This window comes from Methylobacterium nigriterrae (genome assembly GCF_037106235.1).
GTDB classification, from domain to species: Bacteria; Pseudomonadota; Alphaproteobacteria; order Rhizobiales; family Beijerinckiaceae; genus Methylobacterium; species Methylobacterium nigriterrae.
Genome location: NZ_JBAWTG010000001.1, coordinates 214,030 through 237,231, shown reverse-complemented (window position 1 = coordinate 237,231; position 23,202 = coordinate 214,030). Strand labels below are relative to the sequence as shown.

Below are 23,202 nucleotides of genomic sequence, written 5' to 3'. Positions count from 1 at the left end.
CCACCGCGATAAGCCGCCGCGATCTGGTCCGAACCGAAGTCCCGGAAGCCGATGTCCGACTCGAACAAGAAGCCCGTGCAGAAGGTCGTGCTCGCCTATTCCGGCGGCCTCGACACGTCGATCATCCTGAAATGGCTGCAGACCACCTATGGTTGTGAAGTCGTGACCTTCACGGCCGATCTCGGCCAGGGCGAGGAGCTCGAGCCCGCGCGCCGCAAGGCCGAGCTCCTCGGCATCAAGCCGGAGAACATCTTCATCGAGGACCTGCGCGAGGAATTCGTGCGGGACTACGTCTTCCCGATGTTCCGGGCGAACGCCCAGTACGAGGGGGTCTACCTGCTCGGCACCTCGATCGCGCGCCCCCTCATCGCCAAGAAGCAGATCGAGATCGCCGAGAAGGTCGGGGCGGACGCGGTCTGCCACGGCGCCACCGGCAAGGGCAACGATCAGGTCCGGTTCGAGCTCGGCTACTACGCGCTGAAGCCCGACGTCACCGTGATCGCCCCCTGGCGCGAGTGGGACTTCCGGAGCCGCGAATCGCTCATCGCCTTCGCTGAGCAGCACCAGATCCCGATCGCCAAGGACAAGCGCGGCGAGAGCCCGTTCTCGGTGGACGCGAACCTCCTGCACGCCTCCTCGGAGGGCAAGGTGCTGGAGGACCCCGCCGAGGAGGTGCCGGACTACGTCTATTCCCGCACCCTGTCGCCCGAGGAGGCGCCGGACGAGCCCACCATCATCACGATCGGCTTCGAGCGGGGCGACGCCGTCTCGATCGACGGCGAGGCGCTCTCGCCCGCCGCGCTCCTCGCCCGGCTCAACCAGCTCGGGCACGACAACGGCATCGGCCGGCTCGACCTCGTCGAGAACCGCTTCGTCGGCATGAAGAGCCGCGGCATGTACGAGACGCCGGGCGGCACCATCCTGCTGCCGGCCCACAGGGCGATCGAGTCGATCACGCTGGACCGGGGCGCGGCCCATCTCAAGGACGAGCTGATGCCGCGCTACGCGGAGCTCATCTATAACGGCTTCTGGTTCTCACCCGAGCGCGAGATGCTGCAGGCGCTGATCGACAGGAGCCAGGAGCAGGTGACCGGCACGGTCCGGCTCAAGCTCTACAAGGGCGGTGTCCACGTGATCGGCCGCGAGAGCCCGAACTCGCTCTACGACCAGGACCTCGTCACCTTCGAGGAGGGCGCGGTCGCCTACGACCACCGCGACGCGGCGGGCTTCATCAAGCTCAACGCGCTGCGGCTGCGCACGCTCGCCCAGCGGAAGAAGAAGATCGGCGGCTGAGGCGCGCCTGCCCGCCGCGCGTCTGCGCGCGACGGCAGGTCTTTGACACGCGACGGGTCTCCCTCACCCTGCGGTGAGGAGAGGCGCGTCGCGCTGCGGGACGCTCCGCCCTACCGGTACAGGCCCGGCGCGATATCGGCGTAGCGCAGGAAGATCTGGAGCGCGGGCTGCATCTCGTGGTGCAGCCGGTCGAGGCGAGCCGTCTCGCCGGGCGCGACGCCGAGATGCCCCGCCATCGTCGCGGCGAGGTCCGTGCCGCCATAGGGCCGCGCCGTGTCGACGGCCGGCACGGCCCACGCCTCGTCCCAGGCGACCGCGAGATGCGGGATCAGGCGCAGGTGCTCGGCCGTGACGTCGAAGGTGATCTGGGCGGGCGAGCGGCCGGTCCCGGCATCGCGGAACACGTCGCCGACATCGCGCGTGTCGAGCTTCTCCAGGGGGTTGTGGTAGGTGTAGCGGCCGGGCTTCAGCACCGCGTGGCGCACGAAGGCCGCGAGCGCCGCCCCCACCGCCCGGTGCTCCTCCGCCGCGCCCTCGTCGTCGCCCGTGACGTTGGCGATGTCCTCGTCCCAGGCGGCGCTGCCGTAGGGCGCGTCCGGATGCACGATCGGCGCGCCCTCCCCCCCGGTATTCCAGGCCACCACCAGGCGGCGGATCAGCGCGATCCGCTCCAGGGTGACGTCGATGTCCTGTCCGCTCATGCAAGCTGCGCCCCGCGATGCCGTGAGGCTCACTACCCTATTTCGCGCGGACGCGAACCCGTGCGGGCCGCATCCGACACGGGCAGGCGTCGCGCAGGGTCAGGCAGCCGAGACCTTCGCGACGAAATCCTGCACGGCCTGGCGCAGCCGCGCCGTGCCTGCATGCACGTCGCCCGCCGCCTGGCGCACGCCGTCGATTGCCTCCGCGGTGTGGCCGATTCCCTCCGCGGTGGCGTCGATCCCGGTGCCGGTCTCGGCGGTCAGGTGCCGCGCGGCCTCGGCGCTCCGGCTGATCTCGGCTGTCGCCCGCTTCTGCTCCCCGATCTCGCCCGCAATCTCGCTCGCGATGGCGTTGATCGCGTCCATCGCCCCGGCAATGCCGTGGATGGCCTCGACGGTGCCGCCCGTGGCCGCCTGGATGCCCGCAACCTGCCGGGCGATCTCCTCTGTGGCCTGCGCGGTCTGGTTGGCGAGAACCTTGACCTCGCTGGCCACCACGGCGAAGCCGCGCCCCGCCTCGCCGGCGCGGGCCGCCTCGATGGTCGCGTTGAGGGCGAGAAGGTTCGTCTGACCGGCGACCTGATGGATCAGCCCGACCACGTCGCCGATGCGCTGTGCCGCCTCGGCGAGATGCGCCACGGCCCGGCTCGTCCCGTGCGCATCGGTGTTGGCCTTGCCGACCATGCGGGAGGCCTCCTCGATGCGCCCCGCGATCAACTCGGTCGAGCGGGCGAGCTGCCCAGCTGCAACGGCGACGCCCTCGACGTTCGAGCGTGTCCGCTCCGAGGCGCGGGTCGCGCCATCCGCCTCCTGCCGCATCGCTCCCACGACCGCGCCGAGACGATCGGCCGAGCCCGCCACGCCGTCGATCGTCCGATCGACGAGCCCGAGGGCCGCGCCGGCCTCACCCTCGAACAGCCGCACGTAACCCTCGACCCTGCGGCCGCGCTCGATCCGCGCGGATTGCTCCTCGGCCGAACGCGCGTCGAGGCACGCCCGCTCCACCACGCCGTCGCGGAAGCCCGCGATGGCCCTGGCGACGCCGCCGATCTCGTCGCGGCGCCCGAGACCGACGAAGGTCACGCTGACGTCGCCCGCGGCGAGACGCCCCGCATCGGCGACGAGGCGCACGAGCGGCTTCGAGACGGAAGCCGCGATCCGCACGGCGAGGGCCGCGCCCAGGAGCCCGACCAGCGCCCCGATTCCGAGGATCGACCAGACCTGCGCCCGGAGGCTCGCTCCCGCCCCGGCGATCTGGCTGCGGGCCTCCTCGCCTGCCAGCGCGATCGCTTCGTTCAGTGCCGCCGCAGCGTGACGCTGTGGCGGCCAAGCCTCTCGGAGGTGGGGATCGCCGCCGCATTCCGGATCCCGAGCAGGATCTCGGCGTCGGCGCGCCACTCGGCGGCGGCCGCGCCGGTCTTCCGGGCGAGCGTTTCCATCGCTTCCGAGGCGGCCGCCGCCTTGAGGCGCTCAAGATCGGCCGCGAGCCGCGCGGCGGCGCGCGAGAACTCGGTCTCGACCTTCCGGGGCTCGACGAAGTCCGTCATCGCGAGGACGCGCTGGAGGATCTGATCGCCGGCCCCGAAAGCGTCCCGCGCGCCCCGGGCCGCGTCGTCGACCGCAATGGTCCTCTCGGTGAGGGCGGTCATCGCGCCGAAGGCCGACAGGCTCTGCAGGCCGACCGTGCCCGCGAGCATCCCGGCCGCGACCAGAAACGCGAGCAGGGGCAGGAGGATCTTGTGTCTGATCGAAATGCGGTAGTCCGGAAGGCGGGCGTGACGGGTCGCGGCGTTGGCGGGGTGACGGGAGGGGCGCTCAGTTCGGCAGGTTCGGCAGAGCCGTCTCGGTCCTGTCCGCCGTGAGCGCCCGCAGGAACGCGAGGAGGTCCTGGTGCTCATCGGGGCTGAGGCTGAGCCGCCGCATCAGCGGCGACCGGGAGGGGCGATCGATGCCGCCGCTCTCGTAGAAGGTCAGGATCGCGTCGAGATCGGCGAACTGGCCGGCATGGCCGAAGGGGCCGCGATAGGTCAGGTTGCGCAGTCCCGGGGTCTTGAAGGCGAAGGCGGCGGCCGGCTCGTCCGGATCGAACGTGGCGCGGCCGATATCCTTGGTCGGAAGGCCGACGTCGTGAAACTTGTTGTCGGTGAAGTTCCAGCCGGTGTGGCAGCCCGCGCAGCCTGCCTTTCCGGTGAACAGCGCGAATCCGCGCTGCGCGGCCGGCGGGATCGCGTCGGCCTCGCCCTCGACCCAGCGGTCGAACGGCGCCCAGCCCGACACCACCGTGCGCTCGAACGTGGCGATGGCCGTCAGGATGTTGTCCTGCGTGACGCCGCTGCCCGGGAAGAGCTGCGCGAACTGGGCCCTGTATTCCGGGATCCGGTTCAGGCGGGCGATGATCTCCGGGAATTTGCCGTTCATCTCGACATCGGCGGTGATCGGCCCCTGGGCCTGGATCTCCAGACTCGGCGCGCGGCCGTCCCAGAAGAAGACGGGAGTCCAGGCGGCGTTCAGAACCGTGGGTGCCTTGCGGGGCAGCGGCTTGTTCGCGGCGCCGATCGCGCCCGGCACCGGCACCTCGAATCCGAAGGACGGGTTATGGCAGCTCGCGCAACTGATGTTCTGCATGCCGCTCAGGCGCGGATCGAAGAACAACATCTTGCCGAGGGTGGCCATCTGGGGCGAGTAGGGTGCCGCCTCGGGGAACGGGATCGCGGTCGGGCGCCGAAACTGCGCCTTCAGCGCGTCGGGATCGGCCCCGGCCGCGAATGGGCTGGCGCAGAGGCCCGCGAGGGCCAAGATCGCCCCGGCCAGGACATGTTTCATGGGCCCCTCGTCGAAGGAGGTCGTCCGCCGGCATCGGCGCGATCCGATCCGGCTGATTATCCACCATCGCGCAGGAGTGTATGTTTTCGGTTAATACTTCAGAGATGCATGTCGGTGCCCGTAATTATGGATCTGTACTTCTGATAGTGGGTATCGAGACTGATTTCATCCTAAGTTGAGTTGTATCTCCGCCCGATCAGCGCCTCAGGCAGCCCATCAGCCCCTCGACCTGCCCTGTCCGGCTCTGGATGCGGGCCGCGGCCGCCCGAACGCCGCGCGAGGGCCGGCCCGCGCTGCGGGCGATCGGGTTCGGCAGCGTCGCGGCGAGCAGCGCGGCCTCGCTGCGGGTCAGGTCGCGCGCGCTCTTGCGGAACCAGTGCCGGGACGCGGCCTCGGCGCCGAAGATCCCCTCCCCCCACTCGGCGATGTTGAGATAGATCTCCATCGTCCGCCGCTTGCCCCAGATCGCGTCGGCCAGGACGGCGAGCGGGATCTCGAGGCCCTTGCGGATGTAGGAGCGGCCCGGCCACAGGAAGACGTTCTTGACCGCCTGCATGGTGATGGTCGAGGCGCCGCGGCTCGGTCCCTCCTCGTCGTCGACGACGGTGCGCAGCGCGCCCCAGTCGACGCCGTCATGCGCGCAGAAGCGCTGGTCCTCGGACGCGACGACCGCCTGCACGAGGTGCGGCGAGATCGCGTCGAGCCCCACGGCCTCGCGCTGCACGGGCTGCCGCGTCAACCATCGCCCGAGCATCAGGGTTGAGGGCGGCGTCACCGCGCTATAGACGAGCGCGAGCATGAGCATGAGGACGAGACCCAGGATGGGCAGGAGCAGGATCAGGTTGACGATCCGCCGCGGCCGCCAGCGCCGCCCCATCCCCGCGACCCGCCTGAGAGAGCGCGTGCCGCCCGAGCCGGCGCGCGTCACGCCGCCGTCCGGCTCCCCATCGCGATCGCCCTCCCTGTCCACCGTGCCGCTTCCATTCCCCACCAAGGCCACGTTCCGATGAGCCCCTCGATGACCTCAACGCAAGCTTCCCGCGCCCCGGTCAAGGCGGATGCCTCGGCCGAGGCGTTTTCCCACAGGCTCGGCGCGGTGGCGGACGCGGTCGAGTCCTTCCTGGCCGAACGGCTCGGGCCGGAGGCGCGCGCGGGCGAGATCGCCCGGCCGGCCCGGCTGATGGAGGCGATGCGCCATGCCGTGCTCGGCGGCGGCAAGCGGCTGCGCCCGTTCCTGGCGGTCGAGACCGCGCGCATGCTCGGCGGCTCGGAGGCGGGCGCGCTCGCGGCGGGCTCGGCGATCGAGCTCGTGCACTGCTACTCCCTCGTCCACGACGACATGCCGGCCATGGACAACGACGACCTGCGCCGCGGCAAGCCGACCGTGCACCGAGCCTACGACGAGGCGACCGCGATCCTGGTCGGCGACGCGCTGCAGACGCTGGCCTTCGAGATCCTGGCCGACGCGGCCTGGCAGCCCGATGCCGCGATCCGGGCCGACCTCGTGCTCGGCCTCGCCAGGGCTTCGGGCCTCGGCGGCATGGTGGGCGGCCAGCTCCTCGACCTCGGGGCGGAGGGGCGCTTCGGCCCGGTCTCGCTCGACGTCGAGGATACGCTCCAGCTCCAGGCCATGAAGACGGGTGCCATCCTGGCCTTCTCGGTCGAGGCCGGCGCGATCGTCGGCGGCGCCGGCCGTGACGAGCGCGCCGCGCTCCTGCGCTACGGGCTCGCGCTCGGCCAAGCCTTCCAGATCGCCGACGACATCCTCGACCGCGAGGCCTCGCCGGAGGCGATGGGCAAGGCCACCGGCAAGGACAAGGAGGCCGGCAAGGCGACGCTCGTCGACCGCCTCGGCCTCGACGGGGCGCGCGCCGAGTGCGACCGGCTCGTCGGCGTCTGCGAGGAGGCGGTGTCCCGCTGGGGCGCCGGGGCCGCAACCCTGCGGGAGGCCGCCCGCTTCACGGTGGCCCGCAAGGCCTGAGGTGCGGCCGCCGACACCTTGCCAACACCCGGACGGCGCCGATACAGCCGCCCGGCGTTTCAACCCGGAATGAGTGCCGCCATGACCACCTACAAGCTCCTGCTCCTGCCCGGCGACGGGATCGGCCCCGAGGTGATGGCGCAGGTGCAGCGGGTCATCGACGCGCTGGCCGAGGCGGGCCTCGCCCGCTTCGAGACCGAGACCGACCTCGTCGGGGGCGCCGCGATCGACGCCCACGGCAAACCGCTCGCCGACGAGACCCTGGCGCGGGCGGACGGCGCCGACGCCATCCTGCTCGGGGCGGTGGGCGGCCCGAAATGGAACGGCGTCGCCTACGACATCCGTCCGGAGGCCGGCCTGCTGCGCCTGCGCAAGGATCTCGGCCTGTTCGCGAACCTGCGGCCGGCGATCTGCTACCCGGCGCTGGCCGACGCCTCGGCGCTGAAGCGCGAGCTCGTCGAGGGGCTCGACATCATGATCGTGCGCGAGCTCACCGGCGGCGTCTATTTCGGCGAGCCGAAGGAGATCACGACCCTGGAAGACGGCTCGAAGCGCGCCGTCGACACGCAGGTCTACACCACCGCCGAGATCGAGCGGATCGCGCACGTGGCCTTCGACCTCGCCCGCAAGCGCTCGGGCCGCGTCGCCTCCGCCGAGAAGCACAACGTGATGAAGTCGGGCGTCCTCTGGAAGGAGGTCGTCACCAGGGTCCACGCCGATCACTACGCGGACGTGCAGCTCGAGCACGTGCTCGCCGACAATTGCGCCATGCAGCTCGTGCGGCGCCCCAAGCAGTTCGACGTACTGGTGACCGACAACCTGTTCGGCGACATCCTGTCGGATGCGGCCGCCATGCTGACGGGTTCGCTCGGCATGCTGCCCTCCGCCTCGCTCGGGGCGGTCGATGCGCGCGGCACCCGCAAGGCGCTCTACGAGCCCGTCCACGGCTCCGCCCCCGACATCGCGGGCCAGGATCTCGCCAACCCGCTCGCCATGATCGGCTCGCTCGCCATGTGCCTGCGCTACTCCTTCGGCCTCGGCGAGGCTGCCGACCTCCTCGACGGTTCCATCACCGACGCGCTCGCCGGCGGCGCGCGCACCAGGGACATCGCGGGCGACGGCGCTCGGGCAATCGGCACCGCCGGCATGGGCGAGGCGGTCATCGCGGCGCTGAAGGCGCGCGTGGGCTGAGGGTCGCGCACACTCCCGCCCCGCAAAGGGTCGCGGAGGCGCCTCCGATCCCGTGAACGTGCGGGCTCCGCCACCGCACAAACGAAAGGGGCGCCGAACGGCGCCCCTTCGGCATTCCCGGAGGCTCGCCTCAGTAGGGGTTGCCGTAGCGCGAGACGTAGGAGGTCGGGTCGATCGCGTCGAACGCCGAAAAGTCGACGTTGCGGATCGCCGAGGAGCGGGCGCCGATGAAGGGCCCGTTGGTGATCGGGTCGGGCAGGGCGCCGGCGCCGAAGCGGTCGTTGCGGCCCCAGACCGGGTTCAGCGCGTTCGACGCCGCGATGAGCTGCGGGTTCGTGGCCGGGTTTCCGAGGCCCGCCACCGTGCTGCCGGGCTCGACCACGTTGCCGGCATCGAGCCAGCTGCGGGGGCGGATGCGGATCGGGAGCGGACCGCTGACGCGGTAGTATCCGCCCGGCGCGTAGCGCCCCTGGGCATCGGCGGCGGTGGAGAGGCCGAGACCGGCCACGGCGAGGGCACCCATCAGGGCAATCTTGAACGAGCGCATGAGGCACCTTGTTTAAATCGAGGGCGATCGTGGCACCGACTGTTTAAGATTGTCCGGTGTCCGGTGCGTGTCTGAGGGGATGACGTGCCAGCTCGGCCGTTGTTCCCGCCTCACGGCCCAGCTTGCGCGTTTCGCCCCAAATTCGCCTCATTTTTTCGTGGGCGTGCGGCGCTGTACCGAGATCGAGCCGGTCTGACCGGCGGATTCGGCCGCCGTCGCCTGCCTCTGCGGCGGCCGGCAGCCGGGATCGCGCCGCCCGTCCGCCTCGCGGAACACCGCCTCGATCGCGGCATCGCCCGAGCCGTCGAGCATGAGCCGGTCGAGCGCGCAGGCGAGGGCGCGGGGCTCGGGTGGCTGGCCGAGCGGCGCGCAGAGCCAGCCGTCGATCCGGGCGGGCGCTGCCTCGAGACTGGTGAATCCGGTGCAGATGCGGCTGCCGCTGCCGACGAGCGTCGCCTCCAGGGTCTCGACCGCGCCGAACTTCGTGTCGATCCGGCCGCGCTCGCCCGTGCGGGTGACCGAGAGGCCGGGGCCGTCAGCGGCGCGGCGGGCGATCGTCACGAACAGGCCCGGGCCCGTCTCGCCGCCCCCGCCCTCGGTCACGGTCAGCCGCAGGTGGGGCGCCTCGATCGCCGCGAACTCGCCCTGGGACAGGACGGTCTCGCGCAGGCCCGTGGCCGGGCTGAGCCGCGCCGGCTCGGTCCGGACCGGATCGGCGGCCTCCGTCCCGGTCAGGCGGAAGCGCGGGCCGTTCTCGAGGACCGGCACGGCCGGGTGCACCGGCAGGGCGGAGGTCGGCACGAAGGCGAGCCCGAGCGGCGCCTCCGGCGCGCGAACCGGTGGCTGCGCCCGCATGGTCTCGCGTGCGACGACGCTGATGCCGGCGATGACGGCCGCCGCGCAGGCGAGGCGCAGGAGGGATCCGGTGAGCGGGGTGCCGCCGAGGCGCTGCCTTCTCCCCTCGCGCGGCGTCTCGGGCGCGTCATCCGCCTCATCGGCGTCGAAGCGCGGTTCGATGCGGTCGCGGTGCATGGTGCCTCACAGCCATCGGGGCGACGGGACTGCGCCCCGTCTCTCTCCCGCCATGCTGGCGCCCGGCCCCTCCGATCCGGTTGCCGCGAGGCTCCGGCGACCGGCCTTTCTGCCGCTGCGGTGAATCGAATCTTGCGGCCCGCATTGTCGACGTTGCCGGATCTTCACCCTTGACAGGCGCGGATGCGGAGCGTCTTGCTCTCGCCGCCCGGAAGACCCACCTGCGTAATCGTGAATCAGGGTCGGGGGTGCGCCCGCTTGCCGGGCGTCGAGATGCCTTCGCCGAACGGCTGCCCGGAGAGGGCGCGGCCCGGCCTGAAGGCCCCGGGATGCGTTGATGGTCGCCTGAGCGCCGGCGCTGCCCCGGGTTGAGGGGTCAAGCGGAGTTGGAGAGATGGGTTACAAGGTCGCCGTCGTCGGTGCCACGGGCAACGTGGGCCGCGAGATGCTCGATATCCTGGCCGAACGGGCCTTCCCGGCCGACGAGGTCGTGGCGCTCGCCTCGCGCCGCAGCCAGGGCCAGGACGTCTCCTTCGGCGACAAGATCCTGAAGGTCAAAGCGCTCGACACCTACGACTTCTCGGACACGGACATCTGCCTGATGTCGGCGGGCGGCGAGGCCTCGAAGGAGTGGTCGCCCCGCATCGGCGCCCAGGGCTGCGTGGTGATCGATAACTCGTCGGCCTTCCGCTACGACGCCGACGTGCCCCTCATCGTGCCGGAGGTGAATGCCGACGCGGTCGTGGGCTTCACCAAGCGCAACATCATCGCCAACCCGAACTGCTCGACCGCGCAGCTCGTCGTGGCCTTGAAGCCGCTCCACGAGGCGGCGACGATCCGGCGCGTCGTGGTCTCGACCTACCAATCGGTCTCGGGCGCCGGCAAGGACGCCATGGACGAGCTCTTCAACCAGACCCGCTCCGTGTTCACGGCGGGCGAGGTGAAGGTCGAGAAGTTCAGTAAGCGCATCGCCTTCAACGTCATCCCCCATATCGACGTCTTCATGGAGGATGGCTACACGAAGGAAGAGTGGAAGATGGTCGCCGAGACCAAGAAGATGCTCGACCCGAAGATCAAGCTCACGGCCACCGCCGTGCGCGTGCCGGTCTTTATCGGGCACGCCGAATCGGTCAACGTCGAGTTCGAGCGCCCGCTCTCGCCCGAGCAGGCCACCGAGATCCTGCGCGCGGCGCCGGGCGTGCTCGTGGTCGATAAGCGCGAGCCCGGCGGCTACATGACGCCTCACGAGGCGGCGGGCGAGGACGCGACCTACGTCTCGCGCATCCGCGAGGACGCGACGGTCGAGAACGGGCTCGCCTTCTGGTGCGTGTCGGACAACCTGCGGAAGGGGGCGGCGCTGAACGCCGTGCAGATCGCCGAGGTCCTCATCAATCGCAAGTTGCTGGGTAAGGCCCGCCAGGCCGCTTGAGGCCCCGAAACGCCTCAAGCTCTGCCCCGAGATCCGGTCTTCGTTGACGCCGCCCCGCCCCCGCGGGGCGGCGTTTCTCGTGGTTGCGCCGCGCCGCGCCGGGTTCTCACGCGCAAGTGATATGACAGGAGACCTAGGAATCTGTACCACAAACTAGAACAAAACATGAACCCAGGTGCAGCCGATGCTGAGTCCCACACCGCGCGAGAGCGAGATCGGCCGGATCCGCCACGTGCTGGCGGGCCTCGCGGTCGAGACGGAGCTGGTGCGGCTCTCGCGCAGCCTCTCCCGCAAGTACAGGCCCGACCAGCCGCGCGCCCCGGCCGGGCAGCCGGATGGCGGGCGATGGGTCTCCGAGGACGGAGGGCCGGGCGGGGATGGCGCCGAGGCGACGCGGGATCCCGCGACGGCCGATCCCGTGATGGTCGATCCCGCGCTGGTCGATCCCGCGCTCGTGGGCCCGGGCCGCTGGACCTCGCTCGCCTCCGAGGACGATGCGGGCGCCGGGGAACGCAGCCGGGAGCGCACGCTGCTCGAGGACGGGTCCGAGGTCCTCAGCATCCGGATCCATGCGGGCCCGCGCGCGGGCGACGAGGAGCACACCGTCACGGGCCCGGACGGGGAGAGCCGGGTCTTCGAGACCTCGGGCGACACGCAGACCATCCGGGATGGGGCGACGGGCGAGGTGCTGGGGCGCAGCGTCTTCACAGCGACGGGCGCGGAGCCGGCTGCGACCCTCCAACCGGCCTTTCTGCCGGCGCTTCCGCTCGTCGTCCCGGCGACGGTCGAACTGGCCGCGATACTCTTGGCGGTTCTGGCCGCCCGGAATGGCGGGTTCGGGTCGGTGCTGGGCCTGTCGGCTCAGGAATACAAGCCGAGCGAGGATTTCAAGCAGGACCCGGCCATTTGGGTGGGCACTGTCGATTTGGATGACCTTAATCGCGCATGTCCGCGTGCCGAAGAGATCCAGGCGGAGACGGACAGGGTCGCCGAGGAACTCCGGCGGTCGGGCTTGCCCCTGACGCCTCAACGGTTTGGAGATATCTTGCACTACAAACTTGCCGATATATTTAATCGCAAGGGGGATCCGAATTTACGTGCTGAAGTATCCGTCGCTAAAGATGGAAAGGACCCGGGAGGCAGCAAGAAGGGTAGCGTACGGCTCGACCTGTATGAGCGGACCGTGCCCGGTACCGTCTGCGTCTACGACTACAAAACCGGACGAAAAGGGCTGGAACCTTCGCGCGCTCTTTATTTCGCAACGGTAGCGAAGCGAATGTTTCCGGAGACTACAAGGATCATCATTATTCAAGTGAGGCCGCGAAGATGACGACAGCGAGACAGATCAGGAAGCTCGTGCGGCCATTGCTGGAACGCCATCCCGACCTCGTGCTGCTCGACCACGCCATCTGGCTGCTGCCTCTCGGACAGGTCGCGCGGAAGATCTCTATTGAGCGCAGTTCAATGGCACGTTACTTCACTTTGAAGTGGCGCCTGATGGAGCTGTTCGGCCCAAAGTCCATTCCGGGCTACACCCTCGGCCTGTGCTTCTCGCAGGTTCCACGTTCCAGGCAATTCTGGGACGAGATCGGCGGCGGAACCTGGGTCTGGTCTGATCCGACGATGGCGGAAGATTTCGTCGTCCGTGTCGAGGAGGTCATGCTGCCGCTGCTGCGGTCGCTCGACACGACGGAGAAGGCGCTGACCTTCATGAAGGCGCATGACGAGTCGAGCGACTTTCGAGGCTGGCCGTGGAACATGGCGGCGGCTGTCGCGCTCGGCGATCTCGAGACCGCCCGCCGGATCTGGCTGGACACGGCGCGCCATCAACTCGGCCCGGATGCGCCACCGCCCGGGTCACGGAACCCGTGGGACCGCTACCGTGAGCTCGGAGCCCCGCTCCTGGCGGATGATCGGGACGCGCTCGCGCGGATCCTCCACCGCTGGGAGGCCGAGAACGTGCGCGGCACGGCTCTCGAGCCGTACTGGCAGCCGACGCCCTTCCCGCTGGAACGCGCGACCTGACCGAACCGGATCGCGAGCCCGCCCTCCCCCGGTCAGGCCGGAGCGCATGACGACCAAGAAGCAGGTCCGCCAGCTCTTCCTCCCGATCCTGAAGAGGAACCGCGACGTCGCGCAGCTCGACCGGATCAGGATCTGGCCCACGCCGATCCGGCACCTGGCCTGCCGCGTCACGGTCGATCGATCCTCGAACGAGGACGTCGGCGTTCCATCCTGGCATATCATGGACACGATCGAGCCACGCCCCGATTTTCTGCCCTTCGGTCGATTCGGTGAAAGACTCTGTCGGCAGGGACCTAAACGGCTCTGGCGGTGGTCCGATCCGATGATGGAAGACGAATTGCGGACCAGGATCGAGGTCGAGATCCTGCCGTTCTTCCGGGCGGTCGGCACGCTGGAAAACTACGTCGCGCTCCAGCGGACACACTGGATGTGGGCGCCCAATCATCGTCCCATCACCGATCTGATACTGGATGTCGCCCTCGGCGATTTGATCTCAGCCAAGAAGACCTTCGATGTCCTGTGGAGGCGCTATCAGAATTGGATGCGCAGCGACTACGAGGCGAAGCGGCCCGTCATGCACCACTTCGCTCGGGAACTCGGCATTCTCGCGACGCTTCGGGACGATCTGCTGGCCGAGAATCGTGCCGGTCTCGCGGGGACGCTCTATGCCTGGGAGGCGGAGAACATCACCTGGCTGGAAGCGGAGCGCCACTGGCAGCCAACCCCGTTTCCCCTGGAGCGGGACGGCGTGGCGACCTGGCCCGTGCCCGAGGACGTGGTGGCGCGCCTCGAAGCGATGATCACGCTCAGCCAACGACCGCAGCAGGACGACCAACCCAACTGAAGAGGGATTCCAGACCGGCTGTGCGGCACGCGGAGCCGGCAGTCTGAGCGGCCTGATTCGGAAGCGTTCGTGGCCCCGGCGATATGCCGGCTCTTCAACGGAAGCTTCTCATCATCATTCAAGTGAGGCCGCGAAGATGACAACAGCGCGTCAGATCAAGAAACTCGTCAGGCGCACGCTATCCTCGAGCAATGAACTCGTTCATCTCGAGCGAAATGTGCTATGGCATCTCCCGATACGGCACGTAGCCCGCACGATCGCCATCCTTCGCTGTCGAAACCATTGGTTCTTTTCTCTTAAATGGTTTCTGACGGGTCTGTACATGCATGACGCATGGCCGACGCGAGGTCTTGGGCATTACTCCGCGGAATTCTATCGCTCGGATTATCAGCCGAATCCTGGCGGCGGCAACCTCTGGGAATGGGCGGACCCGTCGCTTGAGGAGGCCTTCTTCAACTGCGTCGAGTCGGACGTGCTTCCGCTCATGCGCTCGGTCACCTGCGCCCGATCCGCCGTCGAGTACATCCGCGCGAGCGAGGATCGGCTGATCTGTTTCGGATGGGACAGGCATGTCGTGACGTCGATCGCGCTCGGCGAGTTCGACGCCGCGCGCGCCCTGTGGCTCCCCCACGCGGCGCCATTCGTCAAGGGCAAGGTGGTGTCCGAACATTATCAACGCACCTACGACCGGCTCTGCGAACTCGGCGAGCCTTTGATGGCCGACGACCGGGCGGCGCTCGCCGCGCTTCTCCATCGCTGGGAGGCCGAGAACGTGCGCGGCACCGCCCTCGAACCCTACTGGCAGCCGACGCCCTTCCCATTCGAGGTCGCCGCATGAAATGCGTGGGCAAATTTCCCACATAATCGCGAAACAATCGGCGGGCACAAGGGGGCTCCCGCTCCCGAACTTCGGTCCCGCCCATGCCCGAGCCGAACCCGCGACGCCTCAGCCCGCGCGAGGCCGCCTTCCTCGCCCTCGTCACGGCCTGGATCCTCGCCGTCATCCTCACCGATCGGGCCGCGCCGCCGACGCCGCCGGTCGTGTCCTACGCGGCCGCCCGGTGACGGGAGGTCGGCGCCCGTCGGCGGCAAGGCCGGCACTCGGCACCAAGGCCCGCCGCGGCCGGCCCCGCGCCGAAAACGCTTGAATTCGCGGGATTTCGGCGTATAGCCGGTTCGACAGTTCTGGTTGCAGTCGTGAGGCTGCGGTTCGGAGTGGGCCCCCCGGGGTCCGCTCTTTTTTATTGCCGCGACGCCCGACCGCCAGAGCCGACCGAGTTCCACGTCGGATCCTTGAGCGCACGGCATGGCCGAGACTTCCGAGAAGCGTCTGATCAGCGAGACCGGCGTCGCCGCGCGCGTCGCGCGGGCGGTGGAGGCCCCGATCGAGGGCCTCGGCTTCCGGCTCGTGCGCGTGAAGGTGTCGAGCGCGAACGGCTGCACGGTGCAGATCATGGCCGAGCGTCCGGACGGCAGCATGAGCGTGGAGGATTGCGAGGCGGTCAGCCGCGCGCTCTCGCCGATCCTCGACCTCGACGATCCGGTCGGCACGCCCTACCATCTCGAGATCTCCTCGCCGGGGATCGACCGGCCGCTGGTGCGGGCCTCGGACTTCGCGCGCTGGGCCGGCCACGAGGCCAAGGTCGAGCTCGCCGTGCCGCTCGACGGGCGCAAGCGCTTCCGCGGCCTGATCGGCGGACCGAGCACCGACGGCGCCACGGTGCCGATCGACCTGCCGGACGTGAAGGAAGGCCTGCCGAGCCGCATCGAGCTGCCGCTGCGCGACCTCGCCGAGGCCCATCTCGTGCTCACCGACGAGCTGATCCGCGAATCGCTCCGGCGCGGCTCGGCGCCGCCGCAGGACGAGGATCTCGAGGACGATCAGGTCGAGGCCGACGCCCCCCACGCGGTGCGGCTCGTGCCGGGGCCGCAGCGGCCGAAGCTGAAGGCGGGCAAGCCCGCCAAGGCCAAGCCGGGCATGGCGAAACCCGCCAAGCCCCCGAGGACGCCGGAGCAGAAGCGCAAGGCGAAGGCCGCCGTCACCAAGGCGGTGCGCCTCAAGGATTCCGGCAAGCTCCACTGAACGATCCCGCGCCGCGGCGCGGGCCCGAGACGCGAGACGAACAGAAGGACCGACAAGGATGGCCGTCGTCAGTGCCAACAGGCTCGAACTCCTGCAGATCGCCGACGCGGTCGCCCGCGAGAAGGTGATCGACCGCTCCATCGTGATCGACGCGATGGAGGAGGCGATCGCCAAGGCCGCCCGCTCGCGCTACGGCGCCGAGACCGACGTCCATGCCGAGATCGACGCGAAGACCGGTGCGCTGCGCCTCTCGCGCCACCTCCTGGTGGTGGACCTCGTCGAGAACGACGCCCGCGAGATCACCCTCGACCAGGCCCGGCGCTACAACCCGGCCGCCCAGGTCGGCGACGTGATCTCCGACACCCTGCCGCCCTTCGATTTCGGGCGCGTGGCCGCGCAATCGGCCAAGCAGGTCATCGTCCAGAAGGTCCGCGACGCCGAGCGCGACCGCCAGTACGACGAGTACAAGGACCGCATCGGCGAGATCGTGAACGGCCTCGTCAAGCGCGTCGAGTACGGCAACGTCATCGTCGATCTCGGCCGCGGCGAGGGCATCGTGCGGCGCGACGAGATGATCCCGCGCGAGACCTTCCGCCCGGGCGACCGCATCCGCTCCTACCTGTTCGACGTGCGCCGCGAGGTCCGCGGACCCCAGATCTTCCTCTCGCGCTCGCACCCGCAATTCATGGCCAAGCTCTTCGGCCAGGAGGTGCCCGAGATCTACGACGGCATCGTCGAGGTGAAGGCGGTGGCCCGCGATCCGGGCTCGCGGGCCAAGATCGCCGTGATCTCGCGGGACGGCAGCATCGATCCGGTCGGCGCCTGCGTCGGCATGCGGGGCTCGCGCGTCCAGGCGGTGGTGGGCGAGTTGCAGGGCGAGAAGATCGACATCATCCCGTGGTCGGAGGACCAGGCGACCTTCATCGTGAACGCCCTGCAGCCGGCGGAAGTCGTGAAGGTGGTGCTGGACGAGGAGGCGGACAGGATCGAGGTGGTGGTGCCCGACGACCAGCTCTCGCTGGCGATCGGCCGCCGCGGCCAGAACGTCCGCCTCGCCTCGCAGCTCACGGGCTGGGACATCGACATCCTGACGGAGGCCGAGGAATCGGAGCGCCGCCAGAAGGAGTTCGCGGAGCGCACCCAGGTCTTCATGGAGGCGCTCGACGTCGACGAGACGGTCGGCCAGCTCCTCGCCGCGGAAGGCTTCCGCTCGGTGGAGGAGATCGCCTATGTCGAGACGCAGGAGCTCTCCGGCATCCAGGGCCTCGACGAGGAGACCGGCGCCGAGATCCAGGCGCGCGCCCAGGATCACCTCGCCCGCGTCGAGCAGGAATACGATTCCCGCCGCCAGGAGCTCGGCGTCGCCGACGAGCTGCGCGAGATCGAGGGCATCACCACGCCGATGCTCGTGGCGCTCGGCGAGAACGAGGTGAAGACGGTCGAGGATCTCGCGGGCTGCGCCACCGACGACCTCGTGGGCTACACGGAGGGGCGCGGCGCCGAGGCCGTGCGCCACGCCGGCTATCTCGACGGGTTCGAGCTGTCGCGGGCCGAGGCCGAGGCCATGATCATGGCCGCCCGCCTCAAGGCCGGCTGGATCGAGGCCCTGCCGGAGCCCGAGGCCGAGGAGGGCGAGCCCCAGGACGAGGCCGTCGAGACCGAGGCCCGGGCGGGCTGAGCGGGGAGAGCGGCGCCGCGATGGTTCGGGCAGGCAGCGGGACGGCCGGCGAGGCCGCGTCGGGGACGGCGGAGGGGCTCGCCCTCGATGCCGGGCCCCTGCGCGGGCGCCAGGGCCAGGAGCGGACCTGCATCGCCACGCGCGTCGCGCAGGCGCCCGCGGGCCTGATCCGCTTCGTGATCGGGCCGGAAGGCCAGGTGGTGCCGGATCTGCGCGCCCGGCTGCCCGGCCGGGGCGCCTGGGTCACGGCCCGGCGGGCCGAGGTCGAGGAGGCCGTGCGCCGGCGGCTGTTCCAGCGGGCCTTCAGGAGCAAGGGCGTCGAGGTGCCGGCCGACCTCGCCGAGCGCGTGGCCGCGGGCCTGCGGGCGGATCTGCGCCAGTCGCTGGCGCTCGCCAACAAGGCGGGCTGCGTCGTGACCGGCTTCGGCAAGGTCGAGGACGCGATCGGCGGCCGGCCGGGGGTCGCGGCCGTGCTGCACGCCTCGGACGCGAGCCCGGACGGGCGACGAAAGATCGGCGCGGCATTGTACCGGCGGCACGGCGACGCCATATCCCGCGTACCGGTCATCGACGACCTGTCCAATGAAGAATTGGACATGGCCTTGGGTCGGGATCATGTGATACACGCTGCGCTCGTCGCAGGAGTCGGCGCTTCCGGCTGCCTGGCGCGCTGGCGTCGGTACCGCTCTTTCGAGGGCGTTGCCACGACGACGCAGGAGACCGGTTCCGCCCGCGACGGCGAGACCGACTCCGCTCTGCTTGACGACGATGTGACGGATCTGGCCGGCGCTGCGCAGGTTGCCGGTGCACGGGACGATGGAAACCCTCAGGGTTTGGGCTGAATGAGCGATACGAACAATCCGGGCGACAAGACTTTGACGAAGGCACCCTCGAAGCCGCTCTCCTTGAAGCGTCCGATCGAGCAGGGGACCGTGCGTCAGAGCTTCTCCCATGGCCGCTCCAAGCAGGTCGTGGTCGAGACGGTCAAGCGCCGCGTCATCGGCGCCGCGCCCGGCGCGGCGGCGCCCCGCGAGGCCGCGCCCGCCAGCCGTCCGGCGCCCGCGGCGGCCGCCGCCCCCGCCCGCCCCGCACCCGCCCAGCGCTCGGCTTCCGGCGTCGTGCTGCGGACCCTGAGCGAGCAGGAGCGCGACGCCCGCGCCGCCGCCCTCGCGGACGCCCAGCGCCGCGAGCAGGACGTCCGCCGCCAGGCCGAGGAGGAGGCCAGCCAGCGCCGCGAGCGCGAGGCCGCCGAGCAGCGCGAGCGCGAGGCCGCCGAGGCGCGCAAGCGCGACGAGGAAGCCCGCCGCCGCCAGGAGGACGAGCACCGCCGCCACGCGGCCGAGGAGGCGCGCCGCCGCGCCGATGCCGATGCCGCCCGCGGCGAGCCCGCCGCCGCCCCCGCCGAATCCGCGGCCCAGCCCGCCGCCCCGGCCCCGGCGCAAGCCGCCGCCCCGGCCCCGGCGCAAGCCGCCGCGCCGGCCGCGCGCCCGGCTCCCCCGCCCGCCCGCCCGGCCGCTGCCGCGCCGGTGCGCCCGGCTGGCGCTGCGCCCGCCCGCGCCGCGACGCCCGCCGCGCGCCCGCCGATCATGCCCCGCCCCCCCGCGGGCGAGCCGCGCCGCACCATCACGGCGGACGTGCGCAAGCCGCGCGACCTCAGCTTCATGGCGCGTCCCGCTCCGGCTCCCGAGCCCGAGAAGGCGCCGAGCCCGGCGACCGCCGCCCGCCCGGCCGGCGCCGCGGGCGCGGCCCGGCCCGTTGCCGGCCGCTCCGCCGCCGCGCCCGCCGAGGAGGAGGCCGAGACCAAGCGCGTGATCCGGCGGCCCGGCATGCCGCTCAAGATCATCACGCCGCCCAAGACCCCGAAATCCCCGGGCGGCGACCGCAACCGCGGCCGCCTCACCATCGCCAACGCCACCGCGGGCGAGGAGGAGCGCACGCGCTCCGTCGCCTCGTTCCGGCGCCGCCAGCAGCGCATGAGCGGGCACCGGCAGACGGAGCAGAAGGAGAAGCTGTCCCGCGAGGTGACGATCCCCGAGACGATCACCATCCAGGAGCTCGCCAACCGCATGTCGGAGCGGGCGGTCGACGTGATCCGCCTGCTGATGAAGCAGGGCCAGATCCACAAGATCACCGACGTGATCGATTCGGATTCCGCCCAGCTCATCGCCGAGGAGATGGGCCACACCGTCCGCCGCGTCGCCGAATCCGACGTCGAGGAGGGCCTGACCTCCGACGAGCCGGATCTGGAGGAGGATCTCGATCCGCGTCCGCCCGTCGTGACCATCATGGGCCACGTCGACCACGGCAAGACCTCGCTGCTCGACGCGATCCGCAAGGCGAACGTCGTCTCGGGCGAGGCCGGCGGCATCACCCAGCATATCGGCGCCTACCAGGTCGCGGCGCCGTCCGGCGACCTCATCACCTTCATCGACACCCCCGGCCACGCGGCCTTCACCTCCATGCGCGCCCGCGGCGCCAAGGTGACGGACATCGTGGTGATCGTGGTGGCGGCCGATGACGGCGTGATGCCCCAGACGGTCGAGGCGATTCAGCACGCCAAGGCGGCGAACGTCCCGATGATCATCGCCGTCAACAAGATCGACAAGCCGGACGCGAGGCCGGAGCGGGTCCGCACGGAGCTGCTGCAGCACGACATCCAGGTCGAGTCGATGGGCGGCGAGACCCTGGAATTCGAGGTCTCGGCCAAGACCGGCGCCGGCCTGCCGGATCTGCTCGAGGGCATCCAGATCCAGGCCGAGATCATGAACCTGCGCGCCAACGAGAAGCGCGACGGCGAGGGCACGGTCATCGAGGCCCAGCTCGACCGCGGCCGCGGCCCGGTGGCGACGGTGCTCGTGCAGCGCGGCACGCTCTTCACCGGAGACATCGTGGTGGCGGGCGCCGAGTGGGGCCGCGTGCGCGCCCTGATCGACGACCAGGGCGAGAACATCCAGTACGCCGGACCCTCGGTGCCGGTGGAGATCCTCGGCTTCAACGGCACCCCGGACGCGGGCGACCGCGTCATCGTGGTGCCGAACGAGGCCCGGGCCCGCGAGGTCACGGAGTACCGTGCCCGCACCAAGCGCGAGCGCCAGAATGCCCGCACGGGCGGGGCCAACCGCTCGCTCGTGGACATGATGCGCGACCTCAAGGAAGGCGCCGGCCGCAAGGAGCTGCCCATCGTCATCAAGGGCGACGTGCAGGGCTCGGTCGAGGCCATCTCGGGGGCGCTGGAGAAGCTCGGCAACGACGAGGTCTCGGCCCGCATCCTGCTCGCGGGCGTCGGCGGCATCACCGAGTCGGACATCACCCTGGCGCAGGCCTCGAAGGCCGTCGTCATCGGCTTCAACGTGCGCGCCCACAAGGAAGCGCGCGAGGCGGCCGAGCGGGCCGGCGTCGAGATCCGCTACTACAACATCATCTACGACCTCGTGGACGACATCAAATCCACGATGTCGGGCATGCTGCCGCCGACGCTGCGCGAGGAGCGCCTGGGCGAGGCCCTGATCCAGGAGATCTTCGAGGTCTCGAAGGTCGGCAAGGTGGCCGGCTGCCGCGTCACCGACGGCATCGTCGAGCGCGGCGCGCATGTCCGCCTGATCCGCGACAACGTCGTGATCCACGAGGGCAAGCTGAAGACGCTCAAGCGCTTCAAGGACGACGCGAAGGAAGTCACGTCGGGCCAGGAATGCGGCATGGCCTTCGAGCATTACGAGAACATGCGCGCGGGCGACGTCATCGAGTGCTACCGCGTCGAGGAGATCCGCCGCACCCTCTGAGGCGATCCGGATCCGGCCTACCCGAGGGGCGCGGTCGCCAGGGCCGCGCCCCCGTCTCGTCGGCGGGGTACGAAACCGGACCGTCCCTTAAGGTTGATGCCCGATTCGTCCCGGCATCCGGGCGTGCCGCCCTGTTCATCCGCCTCTGTACTGACTAGCTTGCCGCTGGACTGTCGGTATCAAGATGAAGCGGCGATCTGTGCCGCGGGGGCGCGGGCGATGCTGAGTTCCTACGTCGTCCGTCGGGCGCTGACGGACGGGAAATACAAGAAGATCTTCGTCGAGCGGCTGACCGAGCCGCTGCACCTCAACCTCATCTCGCTCGGCGTCGCCCTGTTCGGGCCCTACCGCGCCAAGGTCGCCTTCGACCTCATGGTGCGCCAGCAATACGCCTTCCCGATCCTGTTCGCCGCCGAGGAGGCCAAGCGGCAGGGCCTGCGGCGGATCACGGTTCTCGAGTTCGGCGTCGCGGCCGGCGCGGGACTCATGAACATGTGCGAGCTGGCGCGGCGCACCGAGGCGGCCACGGGCGTCGGGATCGACGTCGTCGGCTTCGACACCGGCGCGGGCATGCCCCCCGCGATCGACCACCGCGACATGCCGGAATATTTCCAGGAGGGCGACTTCCCGATGGATTTCGAGGCCCTGCGCCGGGCGCTGCCCGCGCGCTGCCGCCTCGTCATCGGGGATGTCGAGGCCACGATCCCCGACTTCCTCGCCTCCGTCTCGCCCGCCGCTCCGATCGGTTTCGTCTCGGTCGACGTCGATTACTACTCGTCGGCCGTCAAGGTCCTGGGCATCCTCGAGGGGGGCGCGGACCAGTACCTGCCGATCGTGCCGGTCTACCTCGACGATGTCGGCATGGACGGCGCCAATCCCTGGAACGGCGAGCTTCTCGCCGCGCGCGAGTTCAACGAGGCGCATCGTCTGCGCAAGCTCGCGCCCTTCAACGTCCTGCGCGCGAAGCGCGTCTTCAAGAATGCCGGCTGGATCGACCGCATGTACGCGGCGCATATCCACGATCACCCTGCTCGCGTGCCGGCGACGGCGAAACGCGCGCGACAGGCCTATATCCCGAACGAGTATTTGCGCTAAAGGAAGCGCCTTCGAGGCCAGTCGATTCCCGGACGGCGCCGGCACAGCCTGCCGCCGACCCCCGCGGCTGCACCTCGTTCCGTGCTCCGGCGACGTTCGGCAGGTGGACGGACCGATCCCGGCCGCGCAAGCCGCTCCCAGACGCGAGGGGCGTTGCCGGCCGCTCGGTCCATGCGCCCGTGGGACCATTCGCCGCCGAATTCGTTAGACGTCCTGATGGCCCAGAAGCAACCGACCCAAGGCCCCTCGCAGCGCCAGCAGCGCGTGGCCGAGCTCGTCCGCCACGCCCTGGCGGAGGTTCTCCAGCGCGGCGACATCCAGGATCCGGTGCTCGGCTCCCATGTCGTGACCGTGCCGGAAGTCCGGATGTCGCCCGACCTCAAGCTCGCCACGGCCTACGTGATGCCGCTCGGCGGGCAGGACGAGGCGCCCGTGATCGCGGCGCTCGAACGCAACCGCAAGGTGCTTCGCCAGGAAGTCGCCCGGCGGGTGAACCTGAAATACGCGCCCGAACTCCGCTTCCGCCGCGACGAGACCTTCGACGAGGCGGCCCGGATCGACGCGCTCCTGCGCAGCGACAAGGTCCAGCGCGATCTCGGACCGGCAGCGGACGGCGAACCCGAGGCCGAGCCCGGACATTGATCCGGAGCGGCCGGAGGCGCGAGATCCTTTCGAAGTGACCGACGGGCCCGGGGATGGCG

The 23,202-nt window shown here is 70.3% G+C and carries 22 protein-coding genes; 15 read left to right on the top strand and 7 right to left on the bottom strand.

What is annotated here, in order from left to right:
* Window positions 1-51: 51 nt before the first annotated feature.
* Window positions 52-1,293: an argininosuccinate synthase gene (locus tag WDW90_RS01110; protein ID WP_336485403.1), complete on the top strand. Its 1,242-nt coding sequence runs from the start codon at window positions 52-54 to the stop codon at window positions 1,291-1,293.
* 110 nt (window positions 1,294-1,403) lie between these two features.
* On the opposite strand, the gene WDW90_RS01105 is transcribed toward WDW90_RS01110, so the two are convergent.
* From WDW90_RS01105 to mtgA, 5 genes are all read right to left on the bottom strand, one after another.
* Window positions 1,404-1,994, bottom strand: coding sequence for a hypothetical protein (locus tag WDW90_RS01105; protein WP_336485402.1), 591 nt, complete (start codon window positions 1,992-1,994; stop codon window positions 1,404-1,406).
* A 99-nt stretch (window positions 1,995-2,093) separates the two neighbouring features.
* Window positions 2,094-3,392, bottom strand: a complete 1,299-nt coding sequence (locus WDW90_RS01100; RefSeq protein ID WP_336485401.1) for a methyl-accepting chemotaxis protein — start codon at window positions 3,390-3,392, stop codon at window positions 2,094-2,096.
* Entirely contained in the window at window positions 3,290-3,691 is a 402-nt protein-coding gene (locus WDW90_RS01095; RefSeq protein ID WP_336485400.1) for a hypothetical protein, read from the bottom strand. Before WDW90_RS01095 ends, WDW90_RS01100 begins: the two co-directional genes overlap by 103 nt.
* Window positions 3,692-3,809: 118 nt before the next feature.
* Window positions 3,810-4,817 carry a cytochrome-c peroxidase gene (locus WDW90_RS01090; RefSeq protein ID WP_336485399.1) on the bottom strand — a complete coding sequence of 336 codons (1,008 nt, stop codon included), beginning with the start codon at window positions 4,815-4,817 and terminating at the stop codon, window positions 3,810-3,812.
* 196 nt (window positions 4,818-5,013) lie between these two features.
* Window positions 5,014-5,694, bottom strand: coding sequence for a monofunctional biosynthetic peptidoglycan transglycosylase (mtgA, locus tag WDW90_RS01085; protein ID WP_336485503.1), 681 nt, complete (start codon window positions 5,692-5,694; stop codon window positions 5,014-5,016).
* A 141-nt stretch (window positions 5,695-5,835) separates the two neighbouring features.
* Between mtgA and WDW90_RS01080 the strand changes: the two genes are divergently transcribed.
* Together WDW90_RS01080 and leuB are read left to right on the top strand one after the other, a co-directional pair.
* Window positions 5,836-6,798, top strand: a complete 963-nt coding sequence (locus WDW90_RS01080) for a polyprenyl synthetase family protein (RefSeq protein WP_336485398.1) — start codon at window positions 5,836-5,838, stop codon at window positions 6,796-6,798.
* 81 nt (window positions 6,799-6,879) lie between these two features.
* A complete protein-coding gene (gene leuB / locus WDW90_RS01075; RefSeq protein WP_336485397.1) occupies window positions 6,880-7,989 on the top strand; it encodes a 3-isopropylmalate dehydrogenase in 1,110 nt (369 codons plus the stop codon).
* 130 nt (window positions 7,990-8,119) lie between these two features.
* Here the strand turns inward: leuB and WDW90_RS01070 are convergent, their stop codons facing one another.
* Together WDW90_RS01070 and WDW90_RS01065 are read right to left on the bottom strand one after the other, a co-directional pair.
* Window positions 8,120-8,536, bottom strand: coding sequence for a hypothetical protein (locus tag WDW90_RS01070; RefSeq protein WP_336485396.1), 417 nt, complete (start codon window positions 8,534-8,536; stop codon window positions 8,120-8,122).
* Window positions 8,537-8,683: 147 nt separating this feature from the next.
* The gene (locus WDW90_RS01065) at window positions 8,684-9,568 is read right to left on the bottom strand and encodes a hypothetical protein (RefSeq protein ID WP_336485395.1); all 885 of its coding nucleotides are present in this window, start codon (window positions 9,566-9,568) and stop codon (window positions 8,684-8,686) included.
* A gap of 394 nt (window positions 9,569-9,962) precedes the next feature.
* On the opposite strand from WDW90_RS01065, the gene WDW90_RS01060 reads away from it, so the two are divergent.
* The 12 genes from WDW90_RS01060 to rbfA all read left to right on the top strand — a co-directional run bounded on the left by WDW90_RS01060 (window position 9,963) and on the right by rbfA (window position 23,143).
* Window positions 9,963-10,997 (top strand): aspartate-semialdehyde dehydrogenase, encoded by a 1,035-nt coding sequence (locus WDW90_RS01060; protein ID WP_336485394.1) that lies wholly within the window; start codon window positions 9,963-9,965, stop codon window positions 10,995-10,997.
* Between the two features lie 184 nt (window positions 10,998-11,181).
* Window positions 11,182-12,327 carry a hypothetical protein gene (locus WDW90_RS01055; RefSeq protein ID WP_336485393.1) on the top strand — a complete coding sequence of 382 codons (1,146 nt, stop codon included), beginning with the start codon at window positions 11,182-11,184 and terminating at the stop codon, window positions 12,325-12,327.
* The gene (locus WDW90_RS01050) at window positions 12,324-13,022 is read left to right on the top strand and encodes a hypothetical protein (RefSeq protein ID WP_336485392.1); all 699 of its coding nucleotides are present in this window, start codon (window positions 12,324-12,326) and stop codon (window positions 13,020-13,022) included. Before WDW90_RS01055 ends, WDW90_RS01050 begins: the two co-directional genes overlap by 4 nt.
* Before the next feature lie 220 nt (window positions 13,023-13,242).
* Window positions 13,243-13,866 carry a hypothetical protein gene (locus WDW90_RS01045; protein ID WP_336485391.1) on the top strand — a complete coding sequence of 208 codons (624 nt, stop codon included), beginning with the start codon at window positions 13,243-13,245 and terminating at the stop codon, window positions 13,864-13,866.
* A gap of 136 nt (window positions 13,867-14,002) precedes the next feature.
* Window positions 14,003-14,704: a hypothetical protein gene (locus WDW90_RS01040; RefSeq protein ID WP_336485390.1), complete on the top strand. Its 702-nt coding sequence runs from the start codon at window positions 14,003-14,005 to the stop codon at window positions 14,702-14,704.
* A gap of 83 nt (window positions 14,705-14,787) precedes the next feature.
* The gene (locus tag WDW90_RS01035) at window positions 14,788-14,931 is read left to right on the top strand and encodes a hypothetical protein (RefSeq protein WP_336485389.1); all 144 of its coding nucleotides are present in this window, start codon (window positions 14,788-14,790) and stop codon (window positions 14,929-14,931) included.
* A gap of 241 nt (window positions 14,932-15,172) precedes the next feature.
* The gene (gene rimP / locus WDW90_RS01030; RefSeq protein ID WP_336485388.1) at window positions 15,173-15,949 is read left to right on the top strand and encodes a ribosome maturation factor RimP; all 777 of its coding nucleotides are present in this window, start codon (window positions 15,173-15,175) and stop codon (window positions 15,947-15,949) included.
* 58 nt (window positions 15,950-16,007) lie between these two features.
* Window positions 16,008-17,627 (top strand): transcription termination factor NusA, encoded by a 1,620-nt coding sequence (nusA, locus tag WDW90_RS01025; RefSeq protein ID WP_336485387.1) that lies wholly within the window; start codon window positions 16,008-16,010, stop codon window positions 17,625-17,627.
* Window positions 17,628-17,647: 20 nt separating this feature from the next.
* Window positions 17,648-18,469: an RNA-binding protein gene (locus WDW90_RS01020; RefSeq protein ID WP_336485386.1), complete on the top strand. Its 822-nt coding sequence runs from the start codon at window positions 17,648-17,650 to the stop codon at window positions 18,467-18,469.
* Window positions 18,470-21,406, top strand: a complete 2,937-nt coding sequence (gene infB / locus WDW90_RS01015) for a translation initiation factor IF-2 (protein WP_336485385.1) — start codon at window positions 18,470-18,472, stop codon at window positions 21,404-21,406.
* Between the two features lie 219 nt (window positions 21,407-21,625).
* The gene (locus WDW90_RS01010; protein WP_336485384.1) at window positions 21,626-22,501 is read left to right on the top strand and encodes a hypothetical protein; all 876 of its coding nucleotides are present in this window, start codon (window positions 21,626-21,628) and stop codon (window positions 22,499-22,501) included.
* Window positions 22,502-22,717: 216 nt separating this feature from the next.
* The gene (rbfA, locus tag WDW90_RS01005; protein ID WP_336485383.1) at window positions 22,718-23,143 is read left to right on the top strand and encodes a 30S ribosome-binding factor RbfA; all 426 of its coding nucleotides are present in this window, start codon (window positions 22,718-22,720) and stop codon (window positions 23,141-23,143) included.
* Window positions 23,144-23,202 lie beyond the last annotated feature (59 nt).